Origin of the sequence: Kitasatospora sp. NPDC093550, assembly GCF_044764985.1 — a bacterium.
GTDB lineage: Bacteria > Actinomycetota > Actinomycetes > Streptomycetales > Streptomycetaceae > Kitasatospora.
On record NZ_JBIWJF010000004.1, the window covers coordinates 386001 to 408874 of the forward strand.

Here is a 22874-nt window from a genome sequence, read left to right on the forward strand (position 1 = left end):
CGAGCCATGACCACACCCCGCGTGATCTACACCGACCCCGCGTGGCTGCGCACGGGCGACACCATCGACCCGGCGCTCGCCACGGTGGAGAAGGAGGTCCTGGGCGACACCGCCGAGCTGCTGTTCGGCCCCTTCGCCGACGGGCGCTACCAGTTGGACGGCCCCGAGCTGGCCGCCCGGGTGGCCGGTGCCGAGGTCCTGGTGGTCTACCGCTGCCAGGTCACCCCGGAGCTGCTGGACGCCGCCGGGCCGGGCCTCAAGGCCGTCGTCCGGCAGGGCGTCGGCGTCGACAACCTCAACGCCGAACTGCTGCAGGAGCGCGGCCTGCTCGGCTTCAACGTGCCGGACTACTGCGTGGACGAGGTCTCCTCGCACACCACCGCGCTCGCCCTCGCACTGGAGCGCGCGGTCGTGCCGCAGCACCGGACCCTCTCCGAGGGCCGCTTCGACATCTACGCGGGCGGCGTGCCGCGCCGCACCAGCAGCCGGACCCTGGGCATCGTCGGCTTCGGCCGGATCGGCCGCGCGGTGGCCCGGAAGCTGGGCGTCCACTACGGCCGGACCCTGGTCTTCGACCCCTACATCGGCCGGGACCTGGCCGAGGGCTACGGCGCGCACGCGGTGGACACCCTCGCCGAACTCCTGGCGGAGTCCGACCTGGTGACGCTGCACTGCCCGCTGAACCCGGAGACCGACCGGATCATCGACCGCGCCGCGCTGCGCGGCATGCGCGAGGGCGCCTACCTGATCAACGCCGCCCGCGGCCGGCTGATCGACCCGGTGGCGCTCACCGAGGCGCTGGAGGGCGGCTGGATCGGCGGCGCGGGGCTCGACGTGTTCTCGCCGGAGAACCCGCACGACGACGCGGCCTGGGCGCCGGTGCTCAAGCACCCGGGCGTGGTGGTCAGCAGCCACCGGGCCTTCCTGTCCAGCGACGCCGAGGCCAGCAGCCGCCGCCGGGTCGCCGAGCTGGTCCGGGACGTGCTGGCGGGCCGGACCAAGCTGGTCGGCCGGGTGCTGCCGGAAGGGAACTGAGCGATGACCACCCTCTCCCCCACCTCCGCCGCCGGGATCGGGGCCGGGGTCGCCGTGCTGTCCACCGGGGACGTCCGCGTCCCGGTGTACCCGGCGGCAGCGGCCCTGCCCGCGCGGGGCGACCAGCCGTACCCGCCCCCGGCGGGGCGGGAGGACCTGCGCGCGGCCGTCGCCGCGTACGCCTCGGCGAGCGGCACCGCGACCGTCCGTCCCGAGCAGGTCCTGGTGGCGCCCGGCGCCCGGGCCGCCATCCTCTCGGTGCTGGCCGGGGCGCTCGGCGAGCGGCGCGAAGTCCTCGTCCCCGGCCCGTACTGGGCGAGCTACCCCACCCTGATCAAGGCCGCGGGCGGCACGGCGGTGCTCGTACCCGGTGAAGTCGGCGTCGGCGCGCCCTCGTTGGCGGCGCTGGAGGCCGCGCTGACCGAACGCACCGGCGCGCTGGTCCTCAACTCGCCGCGCAACCCCGACGGTTCGGTGATCCCGGCGGAGCGGCTGCGGGAACTCTCCGACTGGGCCCGGGCCCAGGGGCTGCTGCTGCTCTTCGACCAGGTGTACCGGGGAGTCCCGGTCGGAGACGGTCCCGCCCCCTCCGTCCTCGGGTTCGGCCCCGAACTGCCCGAGCACTGCGTCGTGGTGGACGGGCTCACCAAGAGCCACGCGCTGGCCGGCCTGCGGATCGGCTGGGCGATCGCCGCCGGGCCCGTCCTGGACGCCGCCACCGCGCACGCCTCGCACGTCATCGGCGGCACCGGCTCGGCCGCCCAGCAGATCGCCCTCACCGTCCTCGGCGAGCCCGGCCGCGACGACCGGCGGGCGCACCTGGGCTCGGCCCTGCAGGGCAACCTGAAGGCGGTGTTGGAGCGGCTGTCCGGGATCCCCGGGGTGTCCTGCCCCCGGCCGGACGGCGGCATCTTCGTCTTCCCCGACCTGCGCGGCTGGCTCACCGAGCACGCCCCGCCCGGGGCCCGTGCGGACCTGACCGGCTGGCTGCGGGACGAGCACCGGGTCGCCGTCGTGGACGGGAAGGCGTTCGGCGCCCCCGGGCACGTCCGGCTGTCCTTCGCGCTGCCCGAGGGCGACCTGCTGACCGGTGTCGACCGGCTGCGGACCGCGCTGCTCGGCTGACCCGGCGGGGGAACTCCGCGGGTGCGGAAGGACGTTGGTGCGGGGCGAGGCCCGGTGGGGCCGGAACGGTGAGCAAGGAACGAGGGGGAAGAGAGACAATGCCAGGTGCGCTGCGGGTCCGGGTCGTCCGTTCGGCCGAGGAGCTCAGCCCGGGGCTGGACGCCCTGGTGTCGGCGTCCGGGGCGCCGTTCTACTTCGGCCGGGAGTTCCTCGCCGCCTACGAGCACTACCCCGTCCAGGCGGTCGCGGACCGGTACTACCTGGAGGTGTACGACGCCGAGGACGAACTGCTCGGCTTCGCCCCGTGCCACGTCCAGGCCGACCCCCTGGGAGCGCTCGGCCTGGCCCCGGGCGAGACGGCGCTGGTCTCCAACCTGTGGCACTGCCCGGACAGCCACCTGGTGGCCGTGCAGCGCCGCCCGGAGGTGGCCGCCGCACTGCTGGCGGCGATGGGCCGGTGCGCGGCCGAGGCCGGCCTGACGCGCTACGGGTTCGTCAACGTCGAGGTGGGCTCGCCCAGTGCGGCCGCGCTGGAGGCCGCCGGCCTGGCCGGCACGCCGATCGACAAGCGCTACGCCCTGGACCTGAGCTCCTTCAGCACCGAGGACGACTACCTCGCCACCCTCAGCGGCAGCACCCGCCACGAGTACCGGCGGCAGCTGCGCCGGGCCGCCGAGGCCGGGGCCGAGATGTCGATGCGAACGGCCACCGCGCACGAGGAGGCCGAACGCTTCCGGCTGCTGGAGATCAGCGCCGCCCGCTTCGGATCGGCCGGCTACTACGACGCGCAGCGGATCGTGGACTTCCTCGGCATGATGCAGAAGGCCGCGCGGATCAACGAGATCCGGCTCGACGGCGAGCTGCTGGCGATCGGCATCCTCTTCGCCGAGGACCGCAAGCTGCACACCTGGGCCGCCGGGTACGACCGCGAGCGTGAACTCCCGTTCAGCCCCTACTACCTGTTGCACGCCTCGGCGGTACGCTACGCGTTCGAACTGGGTCTGCCGGTCCTGGAGGGCGGGCGGCGCAACGACGACTTCAAGATGCGTTTCGGCATGGCCCAGAAGCCGCTGGCCGCGTACTTGGGTCCTGACGAAAGGTCGTGACCGATGGCGTTCCGCCTCGCCGTCACCGAGGAACTCCCGGACGACTGGGAGCTCGTCACACAGCACGCGGCGGCTCCCGCGACCAGGCGGTGGATCGGACTCGGCCACGACTGGCTGCCCGGCAGTCCGCGCACCCTCGCCCTGCGGGACGAGGACGGCACGTGCCTGACCGCGATAGGCGCCGCGATCGTCGAGGATCCCGGGGCGCGGCTGCGGCTCAACGCGCACCAGGTGCTGTCCGGCGGCACCGCCGCGATCGGCCTGGCGACCGAGGGGCCGTACCCGTGGGAGGGCGTCGAACACGCCGAGGTGTTCCCGTCGTTGCTGCTGATGTACCCCAACTACGCCGGCTTCCCGGTGGGCCCGGCCTGCCAGGACCGGGCCGTCCTCAAGGAGTTCGTCGCCCGGATCACCGACTGGGCACGCGCGCAGGGGCTCCGCTCGGTCAGCCTGCTGTTCCTCCGGGCGAGCGCGGACCCGTTCATCGAGGAGCTGCGGGCGGCCGGCTTCGAACTCCTCCAGCTCACCGAGACCTGCGACCTCCAGGTCACCTGGACGGACCTGGACGGCTACATCACCCACCTGCCCAGCAAGCGCCGGGTCGAGGTCCGCCGTGAGCTCCGGATGCTGGAGGAGCGGGGCATCGAACTCGACGCCCGTCCGCTCGCGGCGGACGAGCCGGAGATCCTCGACCTGCGCTGCCAACTCGCCGAGAAGTACGACGGGGTCTCGGACATCGAGCGGGAGAAGCGGATCCTGAACGGGCTGCGCGAGCACGTCGCGCCCGAGGACCTGACGGTGTTCACCGCGAGCAAGAACGGCACCATGCTGGGCTTCGGACTGATGGTCCGCGACGGCGAGGAGTGGACCGCCGCCATCGCCGGGACCAACTACCGTACGGAGGAGTCGGAGTTCACCTACTTCGCCAACCTCTACTACCAGCCCGCCGCGCTGGCCTCGGCCCACGGCATCAGGACCATCGCCTACGGTCCCGGCTCCTGGGACGCCAAGCGGCGCCGGGGCTGCCGGCTGTCGCCGCTGTACGCCGCCGGGCTGCTGCTCGGCTGAGCCGGCGGGCGCCGTGGCGAGCGGCACCGTGGCGAGCGGTGGGGGCGGGGACGTCGCGACGTCCCCGCCCCCACGCGTGTCCGGGCGTCGTCCCGGTCACCCCTCGGCTTCCGTCCGGTCCTTCCGGTCCTTCCGGTCCTTCCGGTCCGTCCGGCTCATCCGGGTCGACCCGCCCGCCCGCGCGAGCAGTTCGGCGAGGTGGACACCGTCCCGGCGGGCGAGCTGGGCGAGTTGGGTGCGGCAGGAGAAGCCGTCGGTGAGCAGCACGGCGTCCGTTCCGGACTCCCGCACCGCGGGCAGCAGCGCGGTCTCGGCGACCGCCACGCTGGTGTCGTAGTGGCCGCGTTCGGCGCCGAAGTTCCCCGCCAGGCCGCAGCATCCGCCGACCGTCCGGACCTCGGCCCCCGCCCGTTCGAGCAGCGCGCGGTCCGCGGACCAGCCCATCACGGCGTGGTGGTGGCAGTGCGGCTGCGCGACGACCTCCGTGCCGGTGAGTGACGGCGGCTGCCAGTCGGCGACGCCGTCCAGGAGTTCGGCCAGGGTCCGGGTGGCCCCGGCCACCGACGCCACCGCACCGGACGGGCCCAGCAGTTCGGCGGCGTCCCCCCGGAACACCGCGGTGCACGAGGGCTCCAGGCCCACGACGGGCGTGCCGGCCGCGACGTGCGGCGCCAGGGCGGCGACGCTGCGCCGCAGGACGCGCCGCGCGGTGTCCAGCTGGCCGGTGGAGATCCAGGTCAGACCGCAGCACAGCTTCCGTTCGGGGATCCGCACCGAGAAGCCGGCGTCCTCCAGCACCCGGACGGCCGCGATGCCGACCTGCGGGGTGAAGTGGTCGGTGAACGTGTCCACCCAGAGCAGCACCGGGGTTCCCGGGCCGGGCCGGCGGCCGGCGAACCACTGCCGGAAGGTGCGCGGGGCGAACGCGGGCAGCTCCCGCCGGTGGTCCACGCCGGCCAGCCGCTTCGCCGCGCGGCCGAGCGGCCCGGCCATCGCGCCGTTGACCAGCCCGGGCGCCCAGGACGCCAGCCGCGCCCACTGCGGGAGCCGGCCGAGCGAGTAGTGCGAGGCCGGCCGCAGCCGGCCCCGGTACCGCTGGTGGAGCGCCTCGGCCTTGTAGGTGGCCATGTCGACCCCGCTGGGGCAGTCGGACGAACACCCCTTGCACCCCAGGCACAGGTCCAGCGCCTCGCGCACCTCCTCGGACCGCCAGCCGTGCACCAGCGATCCGTTGGCCATCTCCTGGAGCACCCGCGCCCGGCCGCGGGTCGAGTCCTTCTCGTCCCGGGTGGCCCGGTAGGACGGGCACATCACCGTGTCGGAGGGCGCGGTGGCCCGGCATTTGCCGACACCGGTGCAGCGGTGCACCGCCCGGCCGAAGTCGCCCTGATCACCGTGGTAGGAGAACGCCAGGCCGGCGCGGACGGGCCGCGCGGCGGGCAGCCGCAGGTCCGCGTCGACCGGGCGGGGCCGCACGATCACCCCGGGATTGAGCAGGTCATCGGGGTCGAACACGGTCTTGACGGCGGCGAACGCCTCCAGCGCGGCCGGAGAGTACATCCGCGGGAGCAGCTCGCCGCGGGCCCGTCCGTCGCCGTGCTCCCCCGACATCGAGCCGCCGTGCCGGGCGACCAGGTCCGCCGCGTCCTCGAGGAAGCCCCGGAACACGGCCGGGCCGCCGGGCCGCTCCAGCGGGAAGTCGATGCGGATGTGCACGCAGCCGTCGCCGAAGTGGCCGTACGGTATCCCGCGCAGCCCGTGCCCGGTCAGCAGCGCCTCGAACTCGCGCAGGTAGGCACCGAGTCGCTCCGGCGGTACGGCGGCGTCCTCCCAGCCCGCGTGCGCGGGGTGGGCGCGGGTGGCCAGCCCCGCCCCGTCCTCCCGGATCCGCCACAGGGCCGCGGCCTGCGCCGGATCGGTCACCACCCGGGCGTCCAGCGCCCCGGCCGCCGCCACGGCCCGGGCCGCCTTCGCCCCGGCCTCCGCCGTGCTGTCGCCGCCGACCTCGACGAACAGCCACCCGCCCCCGCGGGGCAGGGCGGGCACCGCCGCGGACCCGCGCATGCCGCGCACCACGTCCACGATCCGCGCGTCCAGGCCCTCGACGGCGATCGGCGCGTCGGGCAGCAGGGCGGGTACCGCGTCGGCGGCCGCGGCCATGTCCGGATAGCCGAGGACGGCGAGCGCCGTCGCGGCGGGGGCCGGCACCAGGCGCACGGTGGCACCCAGCAGCACGCCCAGGGTCCCCTCGGTGCCGACCAGGGCCGCGGCGACGTCGAACCCCCGCTCGGGCAGCAGGTGTTCCAGGGAATAGCCGGACACCTGGCGGCCGAAGCGCCCGAGTTCGGTGCGGATCACGGACAGCCGCCGCCCCACCACCTCGTGGAGGGCGGCGAGGGTCGGCGACGCTCCGGTGTCGGCGCCCTTGCGGGCCGTGATCCGTTCGCCGGTCCCGGTCAGGAGGTCCAGTTCGACGACGTTGTCCGCGGTGCGCCCGTAGCCGAGCGCGCGGGACCCGCAGGCGTTGTTCCCGATCATGCCGCCGATCGTGCAGCGGCTGTGGGTCGAGGGGTCGGGGCCGAAGCGCAGCCCGTGCGGCGCGGCGGCCCGCTGCAGGTCGTCGAGGACGACTCCGGGGTCGACCACCGCCGTGCGGGCGGCCGGGTCGATCTCGTGCACCCGGTCCAGCCGGCGGGAGAAGTCCAGCACCACACCGGGTCCGACCGCGTTTCCGGCGATCGACGTACCGGCGCCGCGGGCGGTCAGCGGGACGCCGAGCGACCGGCAGACCTCCAGCGTCGCCAGCACGTCGTCCACCCCGCGCGGAAACGCGACCGCCGTCGGCACCACCCGGTACAGCGACGCGTCGGTGGAGTACTCCGCCCGACGACGCGCCGAGACGTCCACCTCGACCCCGGCCCGGCGCAGTGCGCCGGCGAGCGCGTCGCCGATGGTGCTGGAGATGTTCATCCCTGCTCGCCCTCACCCGTCCCGTCGGAATCCCTCTTGGGGCCTCGGCCCGGACGGACCCCCGAGGAGTTCCCCCGGGGGCGTCGACACACCCGGTGGCGGGCACGGCACGGTCGCAGATGCGAGGCCACGAGTCGTGCGAACGTACCACCCGGGCGGGCGATGACGTCCTCCTCCAGGTCATCTGGCTGATTTTCAGCGGAACGTGGACGACGCTCGCCTCCGTACCTGCCGGAATCATCCGCTCTGTCCTCCTCGGGAGGTGCCCTACGGAACGCTCCCGTCGCGCTCGGCGTCACGGCGGGGCGAGCGCGGCGGGAAAGCCCTCCGGGGGCGACCACCGCAGCGCGGCAAGTCGGGCGCAAGTGCCCTGCAACCGGGCTCCGAAGACTGGGTGTCATGACTTCGAGCAACTCCCCCGATGCCACCGTCCACCACTACACCCGCGAAATGGCGATGATCCACCAGGTGTTCCGCCGCGAGTCACGCCTGCTGGCCGAACTCGTCCAGGAGGTGCGCCCCGGCGACACCGAGCGTTCCCGGATCCTCGCCGAGCACTGGCGGCAGTACGCCGTCGGCCTGCACGCCCACCACACCGGTGAGGACGAGGTGCTCTGGCCGGTGTTGCTGCCCCACCTGGACCTCGACGCCGAGCAGGTCCTGGCGATGGAGGCACAGCACCACGGGCTCAGCGACGGGATCGCTGAGGTCCAGGGGCTCGTGGAGCGGTGGGAGGCACGTGCCCTGACGGAGGACCGTGACGAGCTCGCCGCGGCCCTGCACCGGCACCACCGGCAGTTGTGCGCCCATCTCGACGAGGAGGAGCGGGAGGTCATGCCGCTGGTCGCGCTCCACGTGAACGAGAAGCAGTGGCAGGCGGTCGGCGAGCGGGGCCTCGCCGAGACGCCCAAGAACCGGCTGATGATCGCCCTGGGCGCCATCCTGGAGGACAGCTCGCCCGAGCAGCGCCGGGAGTTCCTCACCCGACTGCCCCTGCCGGCCCGGGTGCTGTGGCGGCTCTTCGGGCAGCGGCAGTACCGCCGCGAGACCGACCGGATCCGCGGTCGGCGCACGACCGCCTGATGGGCCGTCCCCGTACGGCCCCTTCCCGTCCCGCCCCTTCCCGTCCCACCCCCGCCCGTTCCACCCCCGCCGTCCCGACCGAGGAACTCCCACCGATGCGCATCGGATTCTCCGTGCCCCAGTTCGGCCCGTTCGCCGACCCCGACCGCAGCGCCGCGATGTGCACGGCGCTGGAAGCACTGGGCTGCCACAGCCTCTGGGTGGGCGACCGGCTCCTGTCGCCGCTCACACCCCCCGACGGCTACGCGAGCGGGGGGCCGATGCCCGTCCGGTACGGCACCCACCTCGACCCGCTGCTCGCCCTGGGCCTGGCGGCCTCGGTCACGGAGCGGGTGCGGCTGGGCAGCAGCACGCTCAACGCCCTGTGGCAGCCGCCCCTGGTGCTCGCCCGGGCGCTGACGACGCTCGACCTGATCAGCCGGGGGCGGCTGGACGTGGGCATCGGGCTGGGCTGGATGCGGGAGGAGTACCAGGCCACCGGGGTGCCCTGGCAGGGCCGCGGCGCCCGGCTGGAGGAGACCCTCGACGTCCTGGACGCCGTGTGGTCCGGTGATCCGGTCGTCCACACCGGCCGGCTGTGGACGATCCCGGAGTCCACCGTGCTCCCCAAGCCCCACCAGGGCCCGAGGCCGCCGGTCCTGCTGGGCGGCTTCACCCCGCCGGCCCTGGCGCGGGTCGGCAGGCGGGCGGACGGCTGGCTCGGGGCCTCGATGCCGGTGCCCTACCTGGACGGTCTCTGGGCGGTCGCCGCCGAGGCCGCCGAGCGGGCGGGGCGGGACCCGGCGGGCCTGCGCCGGGTGTTCCGGGTGAACCCCGACGTCACCGCGGTGGAGGCGGATCCCTCGGAGATCCACCAGCGTGGGACGGTGCGCCAGATCTGTGACCACCTCAGGGTGATGTGCGGGTCGGCGACCGACGAGGTGCTGGTGGACCTGCAGCTGACGACCGATTCGCCCGAGGAGTTCCTCGACCTGGCCGCAGCCTTCATGGCCGAACTGACCGGACCGTGACGGTTGCCGCTACGCGGGTGCCGGCGGCAGCCCGTCCAGGGCCGTCCGTGCGGCGCCCGCCCACAGCGGGGAGTCCCAGGCGGCCGCCACCCGCGCGGCCTCCAGGTAGTGGGACCGGGCCCGGTCGGGGCGGTCCAGGAACCGGGCGAGGTCGCCCAGGGTCTGCGCGACGGGCCGGAAGACGATGCTGAGGCTGCTCGCCCCGCCCGCGAAGGCCTCCAGGGGAAGCAGGTCCCGGTAGACCTCGGCGGCCGCCGCCCGGTCGCCCAGGGCGAGGGCGGCCACGCCGCGCAGCCCGGTCAGGATGGAGAAGGCGAAGTCACGCCGGAGCGGGGCGCGCCGGCCGAACACCTCCCGGGCCTCGTCGGGCCGGCCGGCGGCCAGCAGGGCGAGAGCGGTGAGGGACTCGTTGACCGGCTGGTACTGCTCCCACACCGCGAGCAGCATCGGCAGCACCTCGGCCAGCCGGCCCTGCTGCAGCCGGATGCACCCGACGGCCAGCGCCGCCAGCCCGTCGAGGTCCACCGCTCCCCGGGCGCGCAGCTCCGCCACCCCCGCCCCCAACGCCTGCTCGGCCTCCTCGAAACGACCCCGGGCCATGGCGAGCATGGGCTCGCGCAGCCTCGCCACCGCGAACGCGCCCTGGAGCTCGTAGGTGCGGGCGATCCCGTCCGCCTGGACCAGGCACCGCTCCATCTCGGCCGGGTCGTTGCGGGCGGCGGCGATCCGGGCGGCGATGTAGGACGTCATCCAGGCGTACTCGGGGCTGTCCTGGGAGGCGGCGACCTCGGCCAGTTCCCGGTGGAGCTCCGCGTAGGCGGCGGGTTCGAGTTCGCCGTCGACCCGGCGCAGCAGCGAGGTGAGCGTCAGGCCCCGCAGCCGGGGGTCGCCCACCTCGCGGGCGAGTTCCACGGCCTGGCGGGAGACGGTCACGGCGCCGGAGTCGATGTCGTCGAGCGCGTCGGCCAGCTGGTCGAGGAGCAGGCACCGCTGCCGGTCGGACACGGCCGGGCCCTCCAGCAGCGTCCCGAGCTCCTCGACCGCCTCGGTGTCGAAGCTCGCGTACGCGCGCACGCGCCAGGGCGTCGGTTCGGTCCACGTCGTGTAGGCGGCGACCAGCAGGTCGTCCCGGCCCTCGGCACGGGCCACCCGGACGGCCTGCTGCTGTGCCTCGCGGGCCGGCACGACCGCCCCCATCCGGACCTGACAGTCCACCAGCTGCCCCAGCAGCGACACCCGCAGCAGGGCGGCGTCCTGGTCGGCGAAGGCGGCCGGATGGTCGGTGAGGAGGCCGAGGGCCGCTGTCAGCAGGGCCTCGGCGTTGCGGGGGGCGTAGCGGCGCACCGCCTGCTCGCACGCCAGCCGGGCGTGGTGGACCGCGGGCCCGGCGTCGGCGGTCACCACCGCAGCCGCCTGCAGGAGGTGGTGGGCCGTGGCGGCGACGTCGTCCGAGCCGAGCGCGATCAGGCTCCGGCCCAGCCGGGAATGCATCCGGGCCAGCCGCAGCCGGGTGAGGTCGTCCTCCAGGGCGTCCCGCACGAGGGCGTGGGTGAAGCGGACCGTGCCCGGACGGGGCTCGGTGAGCAGTCCGGCGGTGACACCCGCGTCCAGGGCGTCGAGGAGCTGCTCCGCACTGCAGTCGGCGGCATGGACCAGGAGGGCCACCGCGGCCTCGCGTCCGGCCACGGCCGCCAGCCGCAACCCGGCCGTGACGGTCGGCGCGAGCAGAGCCAGCCGCCGCCGAAGGACGTCCTGGACCCCCTGCGGCACGCGGGCCAGCGCCTGCTGCTCGCCCTCACCGGCCATCAGCAGCGAACTCTCGTGCAGGTAGAAGGGGTTGCCCCCGGCCCGTTCGGCCAGCGCCGCCGCGGCGTGCTCGCTCATGCCGGCCGCGCCGCGCCGCAGCAGCTCCTTCGCCTGGGCGTCCGACAGTCCGCCCACGGCCAGCCGGACGGGCGAGCAGGCGGCCAGGCGGGCCAGCGCCCCGGTCAGGTCCCCCTCGCCGGTGCGGTACGAGCCCACCAGGAGCAGCGGGACGTCCCGCAGCTGCTCGGCGCAGAGCAGGAACAGCTCGATGCTCTCCTGGTCGCCCCGGTGCAGGTCGTCCAGCACGATCGCCAGGGGCCGCCGCCCGGCCGTCTCACGGAGCCAGCCCAGCAGCGCCCGGTGCAGGCGGAAGCGCCGGGCGGGGCTGCCGTCCGGCTCCTCGGCGTCGCTCGTGGTGCCCGGCGCCAGCAGCGGGGCGAGCTCGTCGGCGTACGGGCCGGGTGGCGAGGCCTGCGCCAGGGTCGGCAGCATGTCGAACCAGGCCCGGCCGGGCGGGGCACCGTCGGTCTCCGGGCAGTTCCCGGTGCCGACCAGCCAGCCCTGGTGGGGCAGTTGGCGGACGGCGGCCTCCAGGAGGCTCGACTTGCCGATGCCGGCCTCGCCGGTGACGAGGACCACCTGGGCCCGGCCGCCCCGGGACCGGTCCGCCGCGGCGGCGAGCCGGGACAGCTCCTCGTCGCGGCCCAGGAGCCGACCGGGCGTGAGCACCGTGGGCGTCCGGGGGTCGACCGTCACCGCCGGACCGCGCACCGGCTCGGCGGGCGCTTCGGTCGTCCGCGCCGGGGCGGGTGCCCCGGTCGCCCGGTGGAGCACGTCCAGGCGCTGGTGCAGCAGGGCCTGTTCCAGTTCCAGCAGCGCGGGCCCGGGTTCGACGCCGAGTTCCTCATCGAGGACGTGGCGGGCCCGGCGCAGGGCGGCCAGGGCCTCCCCCTGGCGGTCCCGGGCCCACAGGGCCAGGGCCAGCAGCCGCCAGCCCTCCTCGTGCAACGGCTGCTCCCGGGTCAGCGTGCCCGCGTCGTCGAGGGCCTGCGCGACCTGCCCGCAGCCCAGCCGAGCCGCGGCCAGCCGTTCGCGGGCGGTGCGGTGCACCTCCTCCAACCGGGCGCGTTCACCGGCCGTCCACGGCTCGTCGGAGAACTCCGCGTACGGCTGCCCGCCCCAGGAGGCGAGCGCCTCGGCCAAGCGCTCGGCGGCGACCGGGGCGGGCAGCCCCGCCTCCGAACACGCCGCCACCCGGCTCTCGAACGCCCAGGCGTCCACCGCGTCCTGCTCGACGGCGAGGGCGTAACCGTAGGGCGCGCTGACCAGCAGTCGCGCGGGCGTGCGCGGGGCCCGTTCCGGTTCGAGGACGCGCCGCAGACGTGCGATGTACGCGTGGAGCGATCCCTGCGCACTCGACGGGACACGGGTGGGCCACAGCCGCTCGATGATCCGCTCCGTGGGCACGACGGCCCCACGGGCCAGCAGCAGTTGGACCAGCACCATACGCGCGAGCCGCCCACCGGTGTCGACCGGGCGCCCGTCCACCTCGACCCGGAACGAACCGAGCACCTTCCATACGATCATGACGGGGACATCATAGGAGGACGGGACGGCGGCCACGGACGCCAGGACCTGCTGCTCCCGTCCGCCTGCCGAGGGCGCGGACGAGCTCGCGAGCGGGCATGGCACGGGCGTGGTGAACGCAACAGCTCACCGCACTGGACAGCGGTCCGAAGCACCCCGTCCGTCAGGGGCCCGGGGACGTCGGACTACACCGCCTCAGCGGCCGGCCACTCCTCGCCGGTGGCGCCGTCCAGGCGCCGCCGCGGTGAACGCGCCCAGCGAGCACACTCCCTTCCGGCCCGTGCCGCTCATCCGGCGCCCCACGGCCTCCCCGGTCACCGCGTCGACTCGCGTCGAAGGTGTGGATCGTGGCGGGTGGGAACACGCTGGCCATGGGACTCTTCCGACGAACACGCGACGGACAAGCCGACGACGCGGCCACGCGTCGCCCGCAGAAGGCCGCGGACCACGGACCGGACGAACCAACGGACGTACCGGCTCGCGGCTGGTGGCAAGTGCTCAGGCGCACCGGCCGGGAGTTCCTCGACGACGAGCTGCCGGACCGCGCCGCCGCGCTGACGTACTACGGGGTGCTGGCGGTGTTCCCGGCGCTGCTGGTGCTGGTGTCGGTGCTCGGCCTGATCGGCACGTCCGCGACCAACGGGGTGCTGGACAACCTGCAGCAGCTCGCGCCCGGATCGGCGCGCGACATCCTCCGCAGCGCGGTCACGCAGGTGCAGGCCGGCCGGGGAACGGGCGGGTTGCTGGCAGTGGTGGGCCTGGCGGGTGCGCTGTGGTCGGCGTCCGGGTACATCGCGGCGTTCATCCGGGCGGGCAACGCGGTCTACGACATCCGGGAGGGACGGCCGGCCTGGAAGACCACTCCCCTACGGGTCGGGCTGACGCTGTTGATGATGGTGCTGCTGATGGCCAGTGCTGCGATCGTGGTGTTCACGGGCCCGCTGGCGAAGCGGGCCGGGGACGTTCTGGGACTCGGGGACACCGCGGTGACGGTCTGGTCGATCGCCAAGTGGCCGGTGCTGGTGGTGCTGGTGTCGTTCATGATCGCACTGCTGTACTGGGCGGCGCCGAACGTCCGCGGCCGGGGTTTTCGCTGGGTCTCGCCGGGAAGCGTGCTGGCGGTGCTGCTGTGGCTGGCCCTGTCCGGTGGTTTCGCCGCGTACGTGGCGAACTTCGGCTCCTACAACAAGACCTACGGCACTCTCGCCGGGGTGATCGTGTTCCTGGTGTGGCTGTGGCTGTCCAACCTGGCGATCCTGCTGGGGCTCGAGTTCGACGCCGAGCTGGCCCGGGAGCGGGCCATCGAGGGCGGCATGCCCCCGACAGAGGAGCCGTACGTGCCGCCCCGGGACACCCGGAAGTGGCCGGACGAGGAACACGGCGGTGGCCGGGGCTGAGCCATCACGGCTGAGCCATCACGCCCACAGGGGCGCGGCACAGCCCTGGCCGGCCTTCCGCGACCGCGGTGCCCACCGTGGAGGGACTCGGGATCGCCGATCAGCACCGGCCCTCGACCAGCCGGCCGCCTGAACCGGCCGGCCGCCACCCCCATCGGCGCCGAGCGACGTGAGGAGTGGACTCTGCGTGGCGGGGAAGCCGCTGGTGACAGCCGCGCCGTACACGGAGACGATTCATGGACTCAGGCAGGAAGACGCCCGACCACCGGGCGAAGGCGCGCGGACGCTTCCCGCGCCACGAGCGCCGCGGCGAGGCCCGGCTTCCCGCCGTGCTCGCGACCCTGGCGGCGATCCTGCTCTACCTCGTCCTGCCGGAGCAGCTGCTGTTCGTCCCTCGCTTCGTCCTGCCCGGCCTGGAACTCCTGCTGCTGGTCTCGCTGATCGCAGTCAACCCGCGTCGCATGACCCGGCAGAACCGCTTCTCCCGGATCGTGTCGCTGACCCTGGTCGCCCTCATCGGCATCAGCAACCTCGTCTCGCTCGGCCTGCTGGTGCACGCCATGGTCACCAGCAGGGCCCAGGAGGGCGGCCCCCTGCTGCTGGCCGCGCTCCAGGTCTGGGCCACCGGCATCATCGTCTTCGGCCTCGCGTTCTGGGAGCTCGACCGCGGCGGCCCGGTGGTGCGCACCCAGGCCGAGCGCTCCGAACTACCGCTCGCGGACTTCCGGTTCTCCCAGGACGAGAACGACGACGCTGTCGAGGAGGTCGCCGACGGCTCGTCCCGCACCAGCGACTGGGTGCCCACCCTGATGGACTACCTGTACGTCTCGGTCACCAACTCCACCGCGTTCAGCCCCACCGACACCATGCCGCTGTCCACCCGGGCCAAGGCCCTGATGTCCGTCGAGAGCATCGCCGCGCTCATCACGTCCCTGCTCGTCATCGCCCACGCGGTCGGTGTCCTCGACAAGTAGCACGGCATACTGCTCCAGGCGGCGGCCCGCCGGTTCGGGTCGGCGGCCACGGTGATACCGGGGACGACGGCCTCGGCCGTGTGCCGTCGGCGCCGTCTGGTCGAGCCGGAGCCGTACTGCGGCAGGTGGGAACGTCGACCGGTTCGGGCCGGCCCCGCTCACCCGTGTTCCCGCCACGGACCACCGACCTACGAGACCCGCCCTACCGCGACCGCCGCACGCGCATGCTCGCCCTGCTCGACGACGCCCCGGCCGCGCGTGCGTTCCGGCGCCGCCGGGCCCGCTCGTGGGAGCGCGCCGCGGGCATGGAACCGGGGAGCGCGGGAAGGCGGGCGCCACGGAGCGCGCCGCACGGGCGGCGCCGTGACGCGAGGAGAGACATGAGCGCCAGCAGGATCTGGGAGTTCCGTTCCGAATCCGGCCACGTCTCGGGCACCGACCTGGTCGGCTTCCACGTCGAAGCCACCGACGGCCCCGTCGGCAAGGTCGACAAGCACTCCGAGGAGGTCGGCGCCTCCCACCTCGTGGTCGACACCGGCCCGTGGATCTTCGGCACCCGGGTCCTGCTGCCGGCGGGCACCGTGGCCAGGGTCGACCAGCACGAGAAGAAGGTGTACGTCGACCGCACGAAGGACGAGATCAAGAACGGCCCCGCGTTCGACCCCACCCACGGCAGCGACGCCGACTACCAGGCGGGCTACGACGCCTACTACGGCCCCTTCTACGTCGGTCCCTTCCTCTGACCGGGCCGCCGGCGCGCCGGGCGGTTCCTCCGGGGGCCGTCCGGCGCCGGCGCGTGGACGGCGGGGCGGGACCGACCGGCGCCGGAACGCCGTCGTGGGCCGGCCCGCCGTGAGCAACGGCGGGCCGGCCCACGACGGGGGCCCCAGGTCAGGACGTGCCGCGGCCGGTCACGAGGTCGCGGGCGCGGTCGACCAGGCCCGTACCGGCGGCGAGCAGCTTGTTGTCGGGTGCGTCCGGGTGGGGACGGGTGGGCGCGAGCTTCTTCGCCCGCCGGACCTGGTCGCCCAGTTCGTTCGGCCGCTCGGCCGAGCAGGCCTTGGCCAGGGCCGGGAAGAGGTTCTGTTCCTCGTCACGGACGTGCGCCGAAACCTCCGAGACGAGTCCGCGATCTCCTTGTCCGCGAGTTCCGCGCCGCCGGGCACGTGTTCCTGTACGGCGGGGTACAGGTACTGCTCCTCGGCCACCGAGTGGCGCACCAGCTCGATGGTGAACCGGTCCGCGACCTCGCGGCGCCGCTCGTCGCCCGCGGGCAGCGCCTGGACCCGGGCGAACAGCTCCTCCACCTCATATCCCGCATTCCGGACCGTATGCGGGCGCGTCGGCGCGCCCGTCCCGGTGCGTTGCCGAGCGGACGGCCGAGCGGACGGCCGAGCGGACGGCCTTCCCCGGGCAGCAGGGGCCTTGCCGTCCACCCGGAGTGTCCCGACACCGTTTGGGGGCGCGGCCCCGGTAGCTTCGGGCCCGCCGGGGGCCGGTGGAGTCCAGGAGGGAGGGGGTGGCGGGGTGAGCGGGGTGCGGTGGGTCACGGTGCGGGTGGCCGAGGTGTGGCGGCGCGGGCGGGAGTTGCAGGTTCTGGAGCGGTCGATGGCGTTCGGGGCCTTGTTCCTGGTGACGTTGATGCCGCTGCTCGTGGTGATCGCGGCGGCGTCGGCAAGCCGTGGCAGCGGGCTCGCGCAGTGGATCACCGACGGGATGGGTCTGCGGGCCGAGGGCGAACGGGCCGTCCGGGACTTGTTCAGCAGCCGGGGCCGGACCCTGAGCACGACCACCGTGGGCGGTGTGGTGGCGGTGGCGGTGTTCGGAGTGTCGTTGATGGCCTCGGTGCAGGGTGTGTTCGAGCGGATCTGGGACCTTCCCCGGGGTCCGTGGCACAGCGCCGCCCGACAGGCCGTCGGCCTCGCGGGCCTGCTGGGTTACATCCTCGCGGCCGAGTGGAGCGGGCAGCTGGGGCAGTCCACGGTGCTGCAGCCGGGACTGCGGATCGCGGTCACCCTGGCCGGGGGAGTCCTGCTGTTCTGGTGGTTGCAGCACCTGTTGCTCGCTTCCCGCGTCGAGCGCAGGTTGCTGCTGCCGGGCGCGGTCGCCACGGTGGTGGCTCTCGTGGGGCTCTGGTTCTTCTCCTACCTCGTGCTGGCGCCACTGCTGGTGGCCAACGCGGTGTCCTACGGCACGGTCGGCACCGTCCTGGTGGTGCAGTCCTGGCTGGTCGGGGTCGGCTACACCATCTACGGCGGGGCGCTGCTCGGCCGGGTCGTGATCAGACCGTCCGCGCCCCAGGCAGGGCCGTCCGCGCCCGGGCCCGGAGGTGCCGAGTAGCAGAGCCCGCCGTGCAGCAGGCCCTGTCCGCGCTCAGGATGCTGCGCCACCTCCGCGAGGAACTCGCTGTTCCTGCTCCACGGCGGGCCCGCCACCTGCCGACCCCGGCGGGCATCCTGCTCGGAGCCACCGGCATTCCTCGCTAGGAGGCTTCGACGCTCGACCTGTGCGCCCGGCGACGAACTCGTCCTCCACCCCGGCGGCCTGGAGGCCGGACCCGCCGTCTTCCGTCTTCCGTCTTCCGTCTTCCGTCTTCCGTCTTCCGTCTTCCGGGGAGTTTCGTCGCCGGCGGCATCCGATCGCGGATCCGGGGCAGTCGGGGGACAAGCCGACTGACGAGGAGTGGGACAGCATGGGTATCGGTGGCTGCATCGGGTTGTTCGCCGTCGGCGCCATCATGGTCTTCGCGACGGACTGGCATCTGAAGGGCGTCAACGTCCACATGGTCGGCTGGATCCTCATGGCCGCCGGCCTGTTGGGAATGATCACTTACGTCAACGTGTTCCGGCGCCGGCGCGTGGGTCGCAGAGTGGACGCCGACGAAGTGGTCGAAGAGCGCCGCTACTACGAGTAGGCCGCCCTAGCCGGACCGACGGTGAGGAGTGGGAAGTCGGCCGACCGCCGCCTCCCGTCCGGGTTCGCACCGGATTCGTGAGGACGAGGTGGTCTGGGTGCAGAACACCGCACCTCGGCTGCGCCGTCGGGTGCACGTCCAGGGGCCTGCACCCGACGGCGTGCACCCGACGGCGCACGATGTTCGGACAGGGCGGCTAGGAACGGCGGCCCGCCACGAGGCGGTAGACGGTCAGGATGATCAGCGAGCCGACGATCGCGGCGATCCAGGTCGACAGGTGGAAGAACCCGTTGATCGAGTGCACACCGAAGATGACCTTACCGAGCCAGCCGCCCAGCAGGCCGCCGACGATGCCGATCAGCATGGTGACCAGGACGCCGCCCGGGTCACGCCCGGGCATGATGGCCTTGGCGATGGCTCCCGCGAGCAGGCCGATCAGAATCCACGCGATGATGCCCATGGGTGGGTGCCGCCTTTCAAAGGATCCGATTGGTGATGTCCGTTCACTCCTGCCGCCCCTTCTGCTCCCGCCGCCGAATCGCAAACCTCCTGCCCGAGCGTCCAAAGGCCGAAGGCGGATCCGGACGGCCGGGGCCTACTGCCCTTGCTACGGCGGCCGAACGCGGTGTCAGGTGGCCGCGGGGACGGCGCCGCTCATGGTGCAGGGCGCGATGGTCACCTCGCAGCTGTTGCGGATCCGCTTGGCCTTGCCGGAGCCCCCGGTCCTCGCGACCACGGCGGCGATCGGCCACCGAGGAGGCCGATCGACCGCCGCCATCACGCCATGCGCGCGCTGAGGGTGCGGACGACCTGGCGCAGCACGTTGTCGCTCCAGTTGCGGTCCGCCTTCGGGTACTCCCCCACACCGTGGGCCGTCGAGGTGCCGCTCACCTCGAACTCGTACGGTCCCTGGTGGCAGGTCAGGTTGCCCCGGGCGAGGTCGTCGGCGTAGCAGCCCTGCGGGCCCAGTGACGTGCCGAGGTCCTCGAACTCCTTGTGGTACTTGGTCGCGTCGTCACGGGCGCGGGCCAGGTCGTCGGCGTAGGCCTTCGCGATGAGCGCGGGATCGGCGACAGCGGTGAAGGTGAGCTTGATGCTGCTGTTGCTGGTGCTCTCGTACGTGTCGGGCAGGCCGAAGCTGAACTTGCAGCCGCCCTCGGGCACATCGCCCGTGGTGCCCGGGTCCGCCTGGGACAGCGGGTTGAAGTTGATGACGGTGACCTTGACCGGCTGTCGCTTGATGCCGTCGGCCTGCGGAAGGATGGCCTTGATCTCGGCGTCGCTCAGCACCTCGCAGCCGTGCGGCCATTGGGCCAGGGCCAGCGAGCGGCCCGAGGGCGGCTGCGCGGTGAGCCGGTCGCCCGACGGCTGCGCGGAGCCGAACCTCAGGGCGGGCACCTCCTTGCTGCTGCATCCGGCGAGCAGGAGTACCGCGGCCCCGGCCAGGGCCGTGGCAGCGGACAGTGGGTTGGTGCGCGTCGTCATCTTCCCCCCGGAAGTGTGCGTGTGCGTGACTGGCAGGTGCGTCCGCGAACAGACAGGGATGATCCTTCCATTGGGAATGCCCACGGTCCATCCGGCCATCACCCGCCGCTCGCTCCTGCCCGTGGCACCGAGAACGCCGGGCGACCTCAGGTTCCTCACCGAACAGCCGGTCAACCGTCGGCCGACAGCACCCGAGGCCGCTGAGGGCGGCGACCCGACTCGTGGACGGCGGCGGGGCCCACGGCACCCGCGAACGCATCCGGGACCACAGACCACCCTCTTCGCGGAGGCGGCCGGTCAGTGGCCGTCAGTGGTCGGTGGTCTGTCAGTGGCCGGTGGTCTGGTCGGTGACCATCGCCACGAGGCCGGTACGGCCCTCGGTGTGCAGCCGGCGCCGCTGACGTGCGGCACCGTTGCCCTCCTTCAGGAGGTGTTCCAGGACGGGGGTGAGGTGGCGCCGGTCCCCGGTGCGGTCGATCACCGGGCCGATGTGGTCGAGCAGGGCGGCGGCGGCTTCGGCGGTAGGGACCAGGCGGCCGGAGAGGGGGTCGAACACGGTGCTCGTGGTGCCGTGGCGCGCGCTGTGCCACACCGCGGCCGCGAGGAGTTCGCCATGGACCGGCGGGGGCTCGTGCCCGGCTCGGGCGTCGGTGAGGGACCGGGTGGCCAGGGCCCGCGCGATGCCGGCGAGCATCACCGCTTCGTCGGGCCGCAGCTGGACGTCCATGGCGCGGACTTCGACGGTGGGGAAGCGCTCGGAGAGGCGGATGTGCCAGTAGACCTGTCCGATGTCGCGGATCAGCCCGCTCTCGACCAGGGCGGCGGTGCGCAGGCCGTAGTCCTGCGGGCCGTCGAACCGTGGCGGCGGTCCGCTGACGGGCCAGCGGCCGAAGACGATCGTGCGCCAGCTGGCGAACCCGCTGTCGGTGTTCTGCCACAGCGGCGAATTGGCCGCCAGCGCGACCAACAGGGGCAGCCAGCCCCGCAAGCCGTTCATCACCGTGACACCGGCCGCACGGTCGGGAATCCCGAGGTGGACGTGCATACCGCAGATCAGCTGCTCGTCGGTGAGCCGTCGGGCATCGGCGTGCATGGCACGGTAGCGGGCGGTGTCGGTCACCGGGACCGGCAGACGCTCGGCGAACGGGGCAGCCCCGCACGCCGCCAGCCGGCAGCCCTCCTCCCGGGCGGCCTCCCCCAGGGCCAGCCGCATCCGCAGCAGGTGCCCGCCGGCTTCCTCCAGTCCCCGGCAGACGGGGGTGGCGACTTCCAGCTGCGCCTGGAGGAGTTCGTGCTGGACCTCGCCGCGCTCGAGGGCGGGTTGGAGGCGCGCGGCACGCCGTACCTGGGCGGCGCGCGCCATCGGGAGGCCGGTGGCGGGGTCCAGGAGGAGGTATTCCTCCTCTATGCCGAGAGTCAGCATGCCGGGCAGGTACCCGCGCGCGGGACGCCCATGCGGCCGCAGCACTGTCCGGTGGCCGGCCGTGGTGCGCAGCGCTGGGGCGGGGGCGGGCGAAGCGCCGGTCGGGCTGTCAGACCGGGGTGGCCGGCCGTCGGCCGATGCCCGCGCCGACGAGCTCGGTGTCACAGAACGGGGCAGGAGGCAGGTCAGGCAGCAGGGGTGCCGGTCGGCGCGGTGGGCGTCTGGGCGGGCGCGGCGCCGGCGGCAGCGGCTCGGTGGCTGTGGTGATGGCGGACATGGTCTCGGCTCTCTCCTCGTCGGCCCCCGCCTGTGAGGGCGGCTACCCGGCTCGGGCGGCACCACGCCCGGTTCGGGCTGCGGTCCGGTGCGTTTTCCTGCGCCGGCGACCGGCCGGTCCTGATCACCCAGGGTCGTCGAACGGGTCGGCCTGTCAGCGGCGACCGCTAGCGTGCGGTGCGGCCAGGACGGGTGACCAGGGAGGGTTTTGCGTGGGTGGCAGTGGATGGGCGGAGACCGGGCCCTACCAGGAGGATCTGGGAGCGGCATTCCGTCAGGCTCAGGCGCAGGAGCTGGCGAAGGACGATCACGGTTTTCCGGGGCAGAGCATCAGTGAGCTGTGGCGGGACGAGGAGTGGCAGGAGTACATCCTGACGGGAGGCACCGGCACGGTGCTCGACTTCTACGCGCTGATCGACGCCGAGGGCGACGATTTCGCCATGATGCGCCCACTGACCGCGAGCGAAGTCCGAAGCTGGGCTCCCAGCGGCCGGCCGACGCGCGAACAGTGGGAGGCCGCGCTCCCGGAACTCCTGAACGCTGTCGGCCGAGGAATCGGCCGGTGCACGGTGCTGTACCGAGATGGCGAACCGGCCGAGATCGCCTACTGGGGCTGCACTGCGGACTAGATTCAGCAGCGGTCGATCGGTGAGACCCGGTGAGACCCGTCAAACTCCGCTGAAGCGGGTCATCAAGGTGTCGGCGCCGGTCGGGGCTGGGAGTCGGCCGGCTCCACCAAGGTCCCGGTCCGGCCTCGAAATCGGCGATCGACCACCACACATCATCGGCTCGCAAAAACCGGCCCCGCCTGCCAGGGGCCGAACGGGCGAATCTGCTGCCGGGCTGTTCGTGGCCGATCGAGGAGGTCGTGGGGCCGAGGTTATGAATGGGACGCCTGATCCCTCATGGACAACGACCTCAGGAGCCACACGATGCGTCCCATCAGAACGGCCTGTCTCGGCACGGCCGCCGCGCTGACCGCCTTCCTCGCCTGCGCCCCGGTCGCGACCGCCGCGACGAACACCGAATCGCCCGCCCCCCAGGCCCGGGACCGGGTCATCACGGTCATCGGCCATCTCGCGCAGCAGACGTTCTTCCCCGTCAACCCCGGCGGCGCTCCGGCCCAGGGCGACCGGACCGTCTTCCGCTCGGTGCTCTTCGACCAGGACGGCAACCAGGTCGGCGAGACCGGCGGCACCTGCACCACCACCAGGGTCGAGAACGGCGGAGCGGAGGACTGCAACGTGACCTACACCCTCCACGGCGACCAGCTCACCGCCCAAGGGTTCGTCTTCGGCTTCCTCAACCCGGGGCCTCCCCCGTCATTCGACAACGCGATCACCGGCGGCACCGGGAACTTCGACCGGGCCCGTGGCACGATCCACGCCGACACGATCGCTCCGGGCACGAGGCGCTTCACGATCGACCTCGACCGCTGACCGCCCTGCGGCCGTGTGCCGACCGGCGAACGGCTGCGAGTGGTCGGGCGTGCAGTGACGTACGGGGCCGGCCGTCGGGGACCGTCGACGAAGCCGGGAGTCCTTGGCCACGGGCCCACCCCACCGACGGCAGCACACCACCAGCGCCCGCTGCTCATCCGTCCGACGGATACCGA

The 22874-nt window shown here is 73.6% G+C and carries 18 protein-coding genes and 1 pseudogene; 13 read left to right on the top strand and 6 right to left on the bottom strand.

Annotated features, from left to right (window positions below):
* Window positions 1–6: 6 nt before the first annotated feature.
* The 4 genes from ACIRD3_RS08915 (at window position 7) to ACIRD3_RS08930 (ending at window position 4334) form a co-directional block, all read left to right on the top strand.
* Window positions 7–1035 (top strand): C-terminal binding protein, encoded by a 1029-nt coding sequence (locus ACIRD3_RS08915; RefSeq protein WP_402213399.1) that lies wholly within the window; start codon window positions 7–9, stop codon window positions 1033–1035.
* A 3-nt stretch (window positions 1036–1038) separates the two neighbouring features.
* Complete coding sequence (locus ACIRD3_RS08920) at window positions 1039–2160, top strand: pyridoxal phosphate-dependent aminotransferase (protein ID WP_402213400.1); 1122 nt, start codon at window positions 1039–1041, stop codon at window positions 2158–2160.
* A gap of 98 nt (window positions 2161–2258) precedes the next feature.
* On the top strand, window positions 2259–3266 hold the full coding sequence (locus tag ACIRD3_RS08925) for a GNAT family N-acetyltransferase (protein WP_402213402.1): 1008 nt from the start codon (window positions 2259–2261) through the stop codon (window positions 3264–3266).
* Between the two features lie 3 nt (window positions 3267–3269).
* Window positions 3270–4334: a GNAT family N-acetyltransferase gene (locus ACIRD3_RS08930; RefSeq protein WP_402213404.1), complete on the top strand. Its 1065-nt coding sequence runs from the start codon at window positions 3270–3272 to the stop codon at window positions 4332–4334.
* Window positions 4335–4430: 96 nt separating this feature from the next.
* Here the strand turns inward: ACIRD3_RS08930 and ACIRD3_RS08935 are convergent, their stop codons facing one another.
* The gene (locus ACIRD3_RS08935) at window positions 4431–7304 is read right to left on the bottom strand and encodes an FAD-binding and (Fe-S)-binding domain-containing protein (protein WP_402213405.1); all 2874 of its coding nucleotides are present in this window, start codon (window positions 7302–7304) and stop codon (window positions 4431–4433) included.
* Window positions 7305–7703: 399 nt separating this feature from the next.
* Here ACIRD3_RS08935 and ACIRD3_RS08940 point away from each other — a divergent pair, with 399 nt between their 5' ends.
* Together ACIRD3_RS08940 and ACIRD3_RS08945 are read left to right on the top strand one after the other, a co-directional pair.
* Window positions 7704–8387: a hemerythrin domain-containing protein gene (locus ACIRD3_RS08940; protein WP_402213407.1), complete on the top strand. Its 684-nt coding sequence runs from the start codon at window positions 7704–7706 to the stop codon at window positions 8385–8387.
* Between the two features lie 95 nt (window positions 8388–8482).
* On the top strand, window positions 8483–9397 hold the full coding sequence (locus tag ACIRD3_RS08945; RefSeq protein ID WP_402213408.1) for a TIGR03619 family F420-dependent LLM class oxidoreductase: 915 nt from the start codon (window positions 8483–8485) through the stop codon (window positions 9395–9397).
* 9 nt (window positions 9398–9406) lie between these two features.
* Here the strand turns inward: ACIRD3_RS08945 and ACIRD3_RS08950 are convergent, their stop codons facing one another.
* The gene (locus ACIRD3_RS08950; protein ID WP_402213410.1) at window positions 9407–12790 is read right to left on the bottom strand and encodes a BTAD domain-containing putative transcriptional regulator; all 3384 of its coding nucleotides are present in this window, start codon (window positions 12788–12790) and stop codon (window positions 9407–9409) included.
* Between the two features lie 371 nt (window positions 12791–13161).
* Here ACIRD3_RS08950 and ACIRD3_RS08955 point away from each other — a divergent pair, with 371 nt between their 5' ends.
* The 3 genes from ACIRD3_RS08955 (at window position 13162) to ACIRD3_RS08965 (ending at window position 15904) form a co-directional block, all read left to right on the top strand.
* Window positions 13162–14187 carry a YihY/virulence factor BrkB family protein gene (locus ACIRD3_RS08955; protein ID WP_402213488.1) on the top strand — a complete coding sequence of 342 codons (1026 nt, stop codon included), beginning with the start codon at window positions 13162–13164 and terminating at the stop codon, window positions 14185–14187.
* Window positions 14188–14423: 236 nt separating this feature from the next.
* The gene (locus tag ACIRD3_RS08960) at window positions 14424–15161 is read left to right on the top strand and encodes a hypothetical protein (RefSeq protein WP_402213412.1); all 738 of its coding nucleotides are present in this window, start codon (window positions 14424–14426) and stop codon (window positions 15159–15161) included.
* Between the two features lie 380 nt (window positions 15162–15541).
* The gene (locus ACIRD3_RS08965) at window positions 15542–15904 is read left to right on the top strand and encodes a PRC-barrel domain-containing protein (RefSeq protein ID WP_402213414.1); all 363 of its coding nucleotides are present in this window, start codon (window positions 15542–15544) and stop codon (window positions 15902–15904) included.
* A 148-nt stretch (window positions 15905–16052) separates the two neighbouring features.
* Here the strand turns inward: ACIRD3_RS08965 and ACIRD3_RS08970 are convergent.
* Window positions 16053–16468, bottom strand: a pseudogene (locus ACIRD3_RS08970) (hemerythrin domain-containing protein).
* A 220-nt stretch (window positions 16469–16688) separates the two neighbouring features.
* Here ACIRD3_RS08970 and ACIRD3_RS08975 point away from each other — a divergent pair.
* Together ACIRD3_RS08975 and ACIRD3_RS08980 are read left to right on the top strand one after the other, a co-directional pair.
* Window positions 16689–17501, top strand: a complete 813-nt coding sequence (locus ACIRD3_RS08975) for a ribonuclease BN (protein WP_402213416.1) — start codon at window positions 16689–16691, stop codon at window positions 17499–17501.
* 352 nt (window positions 17502–17853) lie between these two features.
* The gene (locus ACIRD3_RS08980; protein ID WP_402213418.1) at window positions 17854–18075 is read left to right on the top strand and encodes a DUF6458 family protein; all 222 of its coding nucleotides are present in this window, start codon (window positions 17854–17856) and stop codon (window positions 18073–18075) included.
* A 196-nt stretch (window positions 18076–18271) separates the two neighbouring features.
* Here ACIRD3_RS08980 and ACIRD3_RS08985 read toward each other — a convergent pair whose 3' ends face one another.
* The 3 genes from ACIRD3_RS08985 to ACIRD3_RS08995 all read right to left on the bottom strand — a co-directional run bounded on the left by ACIRD3_RS08985 (window position 18272) and on the right by ACIRD3_RS08995 (window position 20983).
* Window positions 18272–18535, bottom strand: a complete 264-nt coding sequence (locus tag ACIRD3_RS08985; protein ID WP_402213420.1) for a GlsB/YeaQ/YmgE family stress response membrane protein — start codon at window positions 18533–18535, stop codon at window positions 18272–18274.
* A 317-nt stretch (window positions 18536–18852) separates the two neighbouring features.
* On the bottom strand, window positions 18853–19560 hold the full coding sequence (locus tag ACIRD3_RS08990) for a hypothetical protein (RefSeq protein ID WP_402213422.1): 708 nt from the start codon (window positions 19558–19560) through the stop codon (window positions 18853–18855).
* Window positions 19561–19885: 325 nt separating this feature from the next.
* Window positions 19886–20983 (bottom strand): glutamate--cysteine ligase, encoded by a 1098-nt coding sequence (locus ACIRD3_RS08995; protein WP_402213424.1) that lies wholly within the window; start codon window positions 20981–20983, stop codon window positions 19886–19888.
* A gap of 488 nt (window positions 20984–21471) precedes the next feature.
* On the opposite strand from ACIRD3_RS08995, the gene ACIRD3_RS09000 reads away from it, so the two are divergent.
* Entirely contained in the window at window positions 21472–21888 is a 417-nt protein-coding gene (locus ACIRD3_RS09000) for a hypothetical protein (RefSeq protein ID WP_402213426.1), read from the top strand.
* Between the two features lie 303 nt (window positions 21889–22191).
* A complete protein-coding gene (locus tag ACIRD3_RS09005) occupies window positions 22192–22698 on the top strand; it encodes a hypothetical protein (RefSeq protein ID WP_402213428.1) in 507 nt (168 codons plus the stop codon).
* The last annotated feature ends 176 nt before the right edge of the window (window positions 22699–22874 follow it).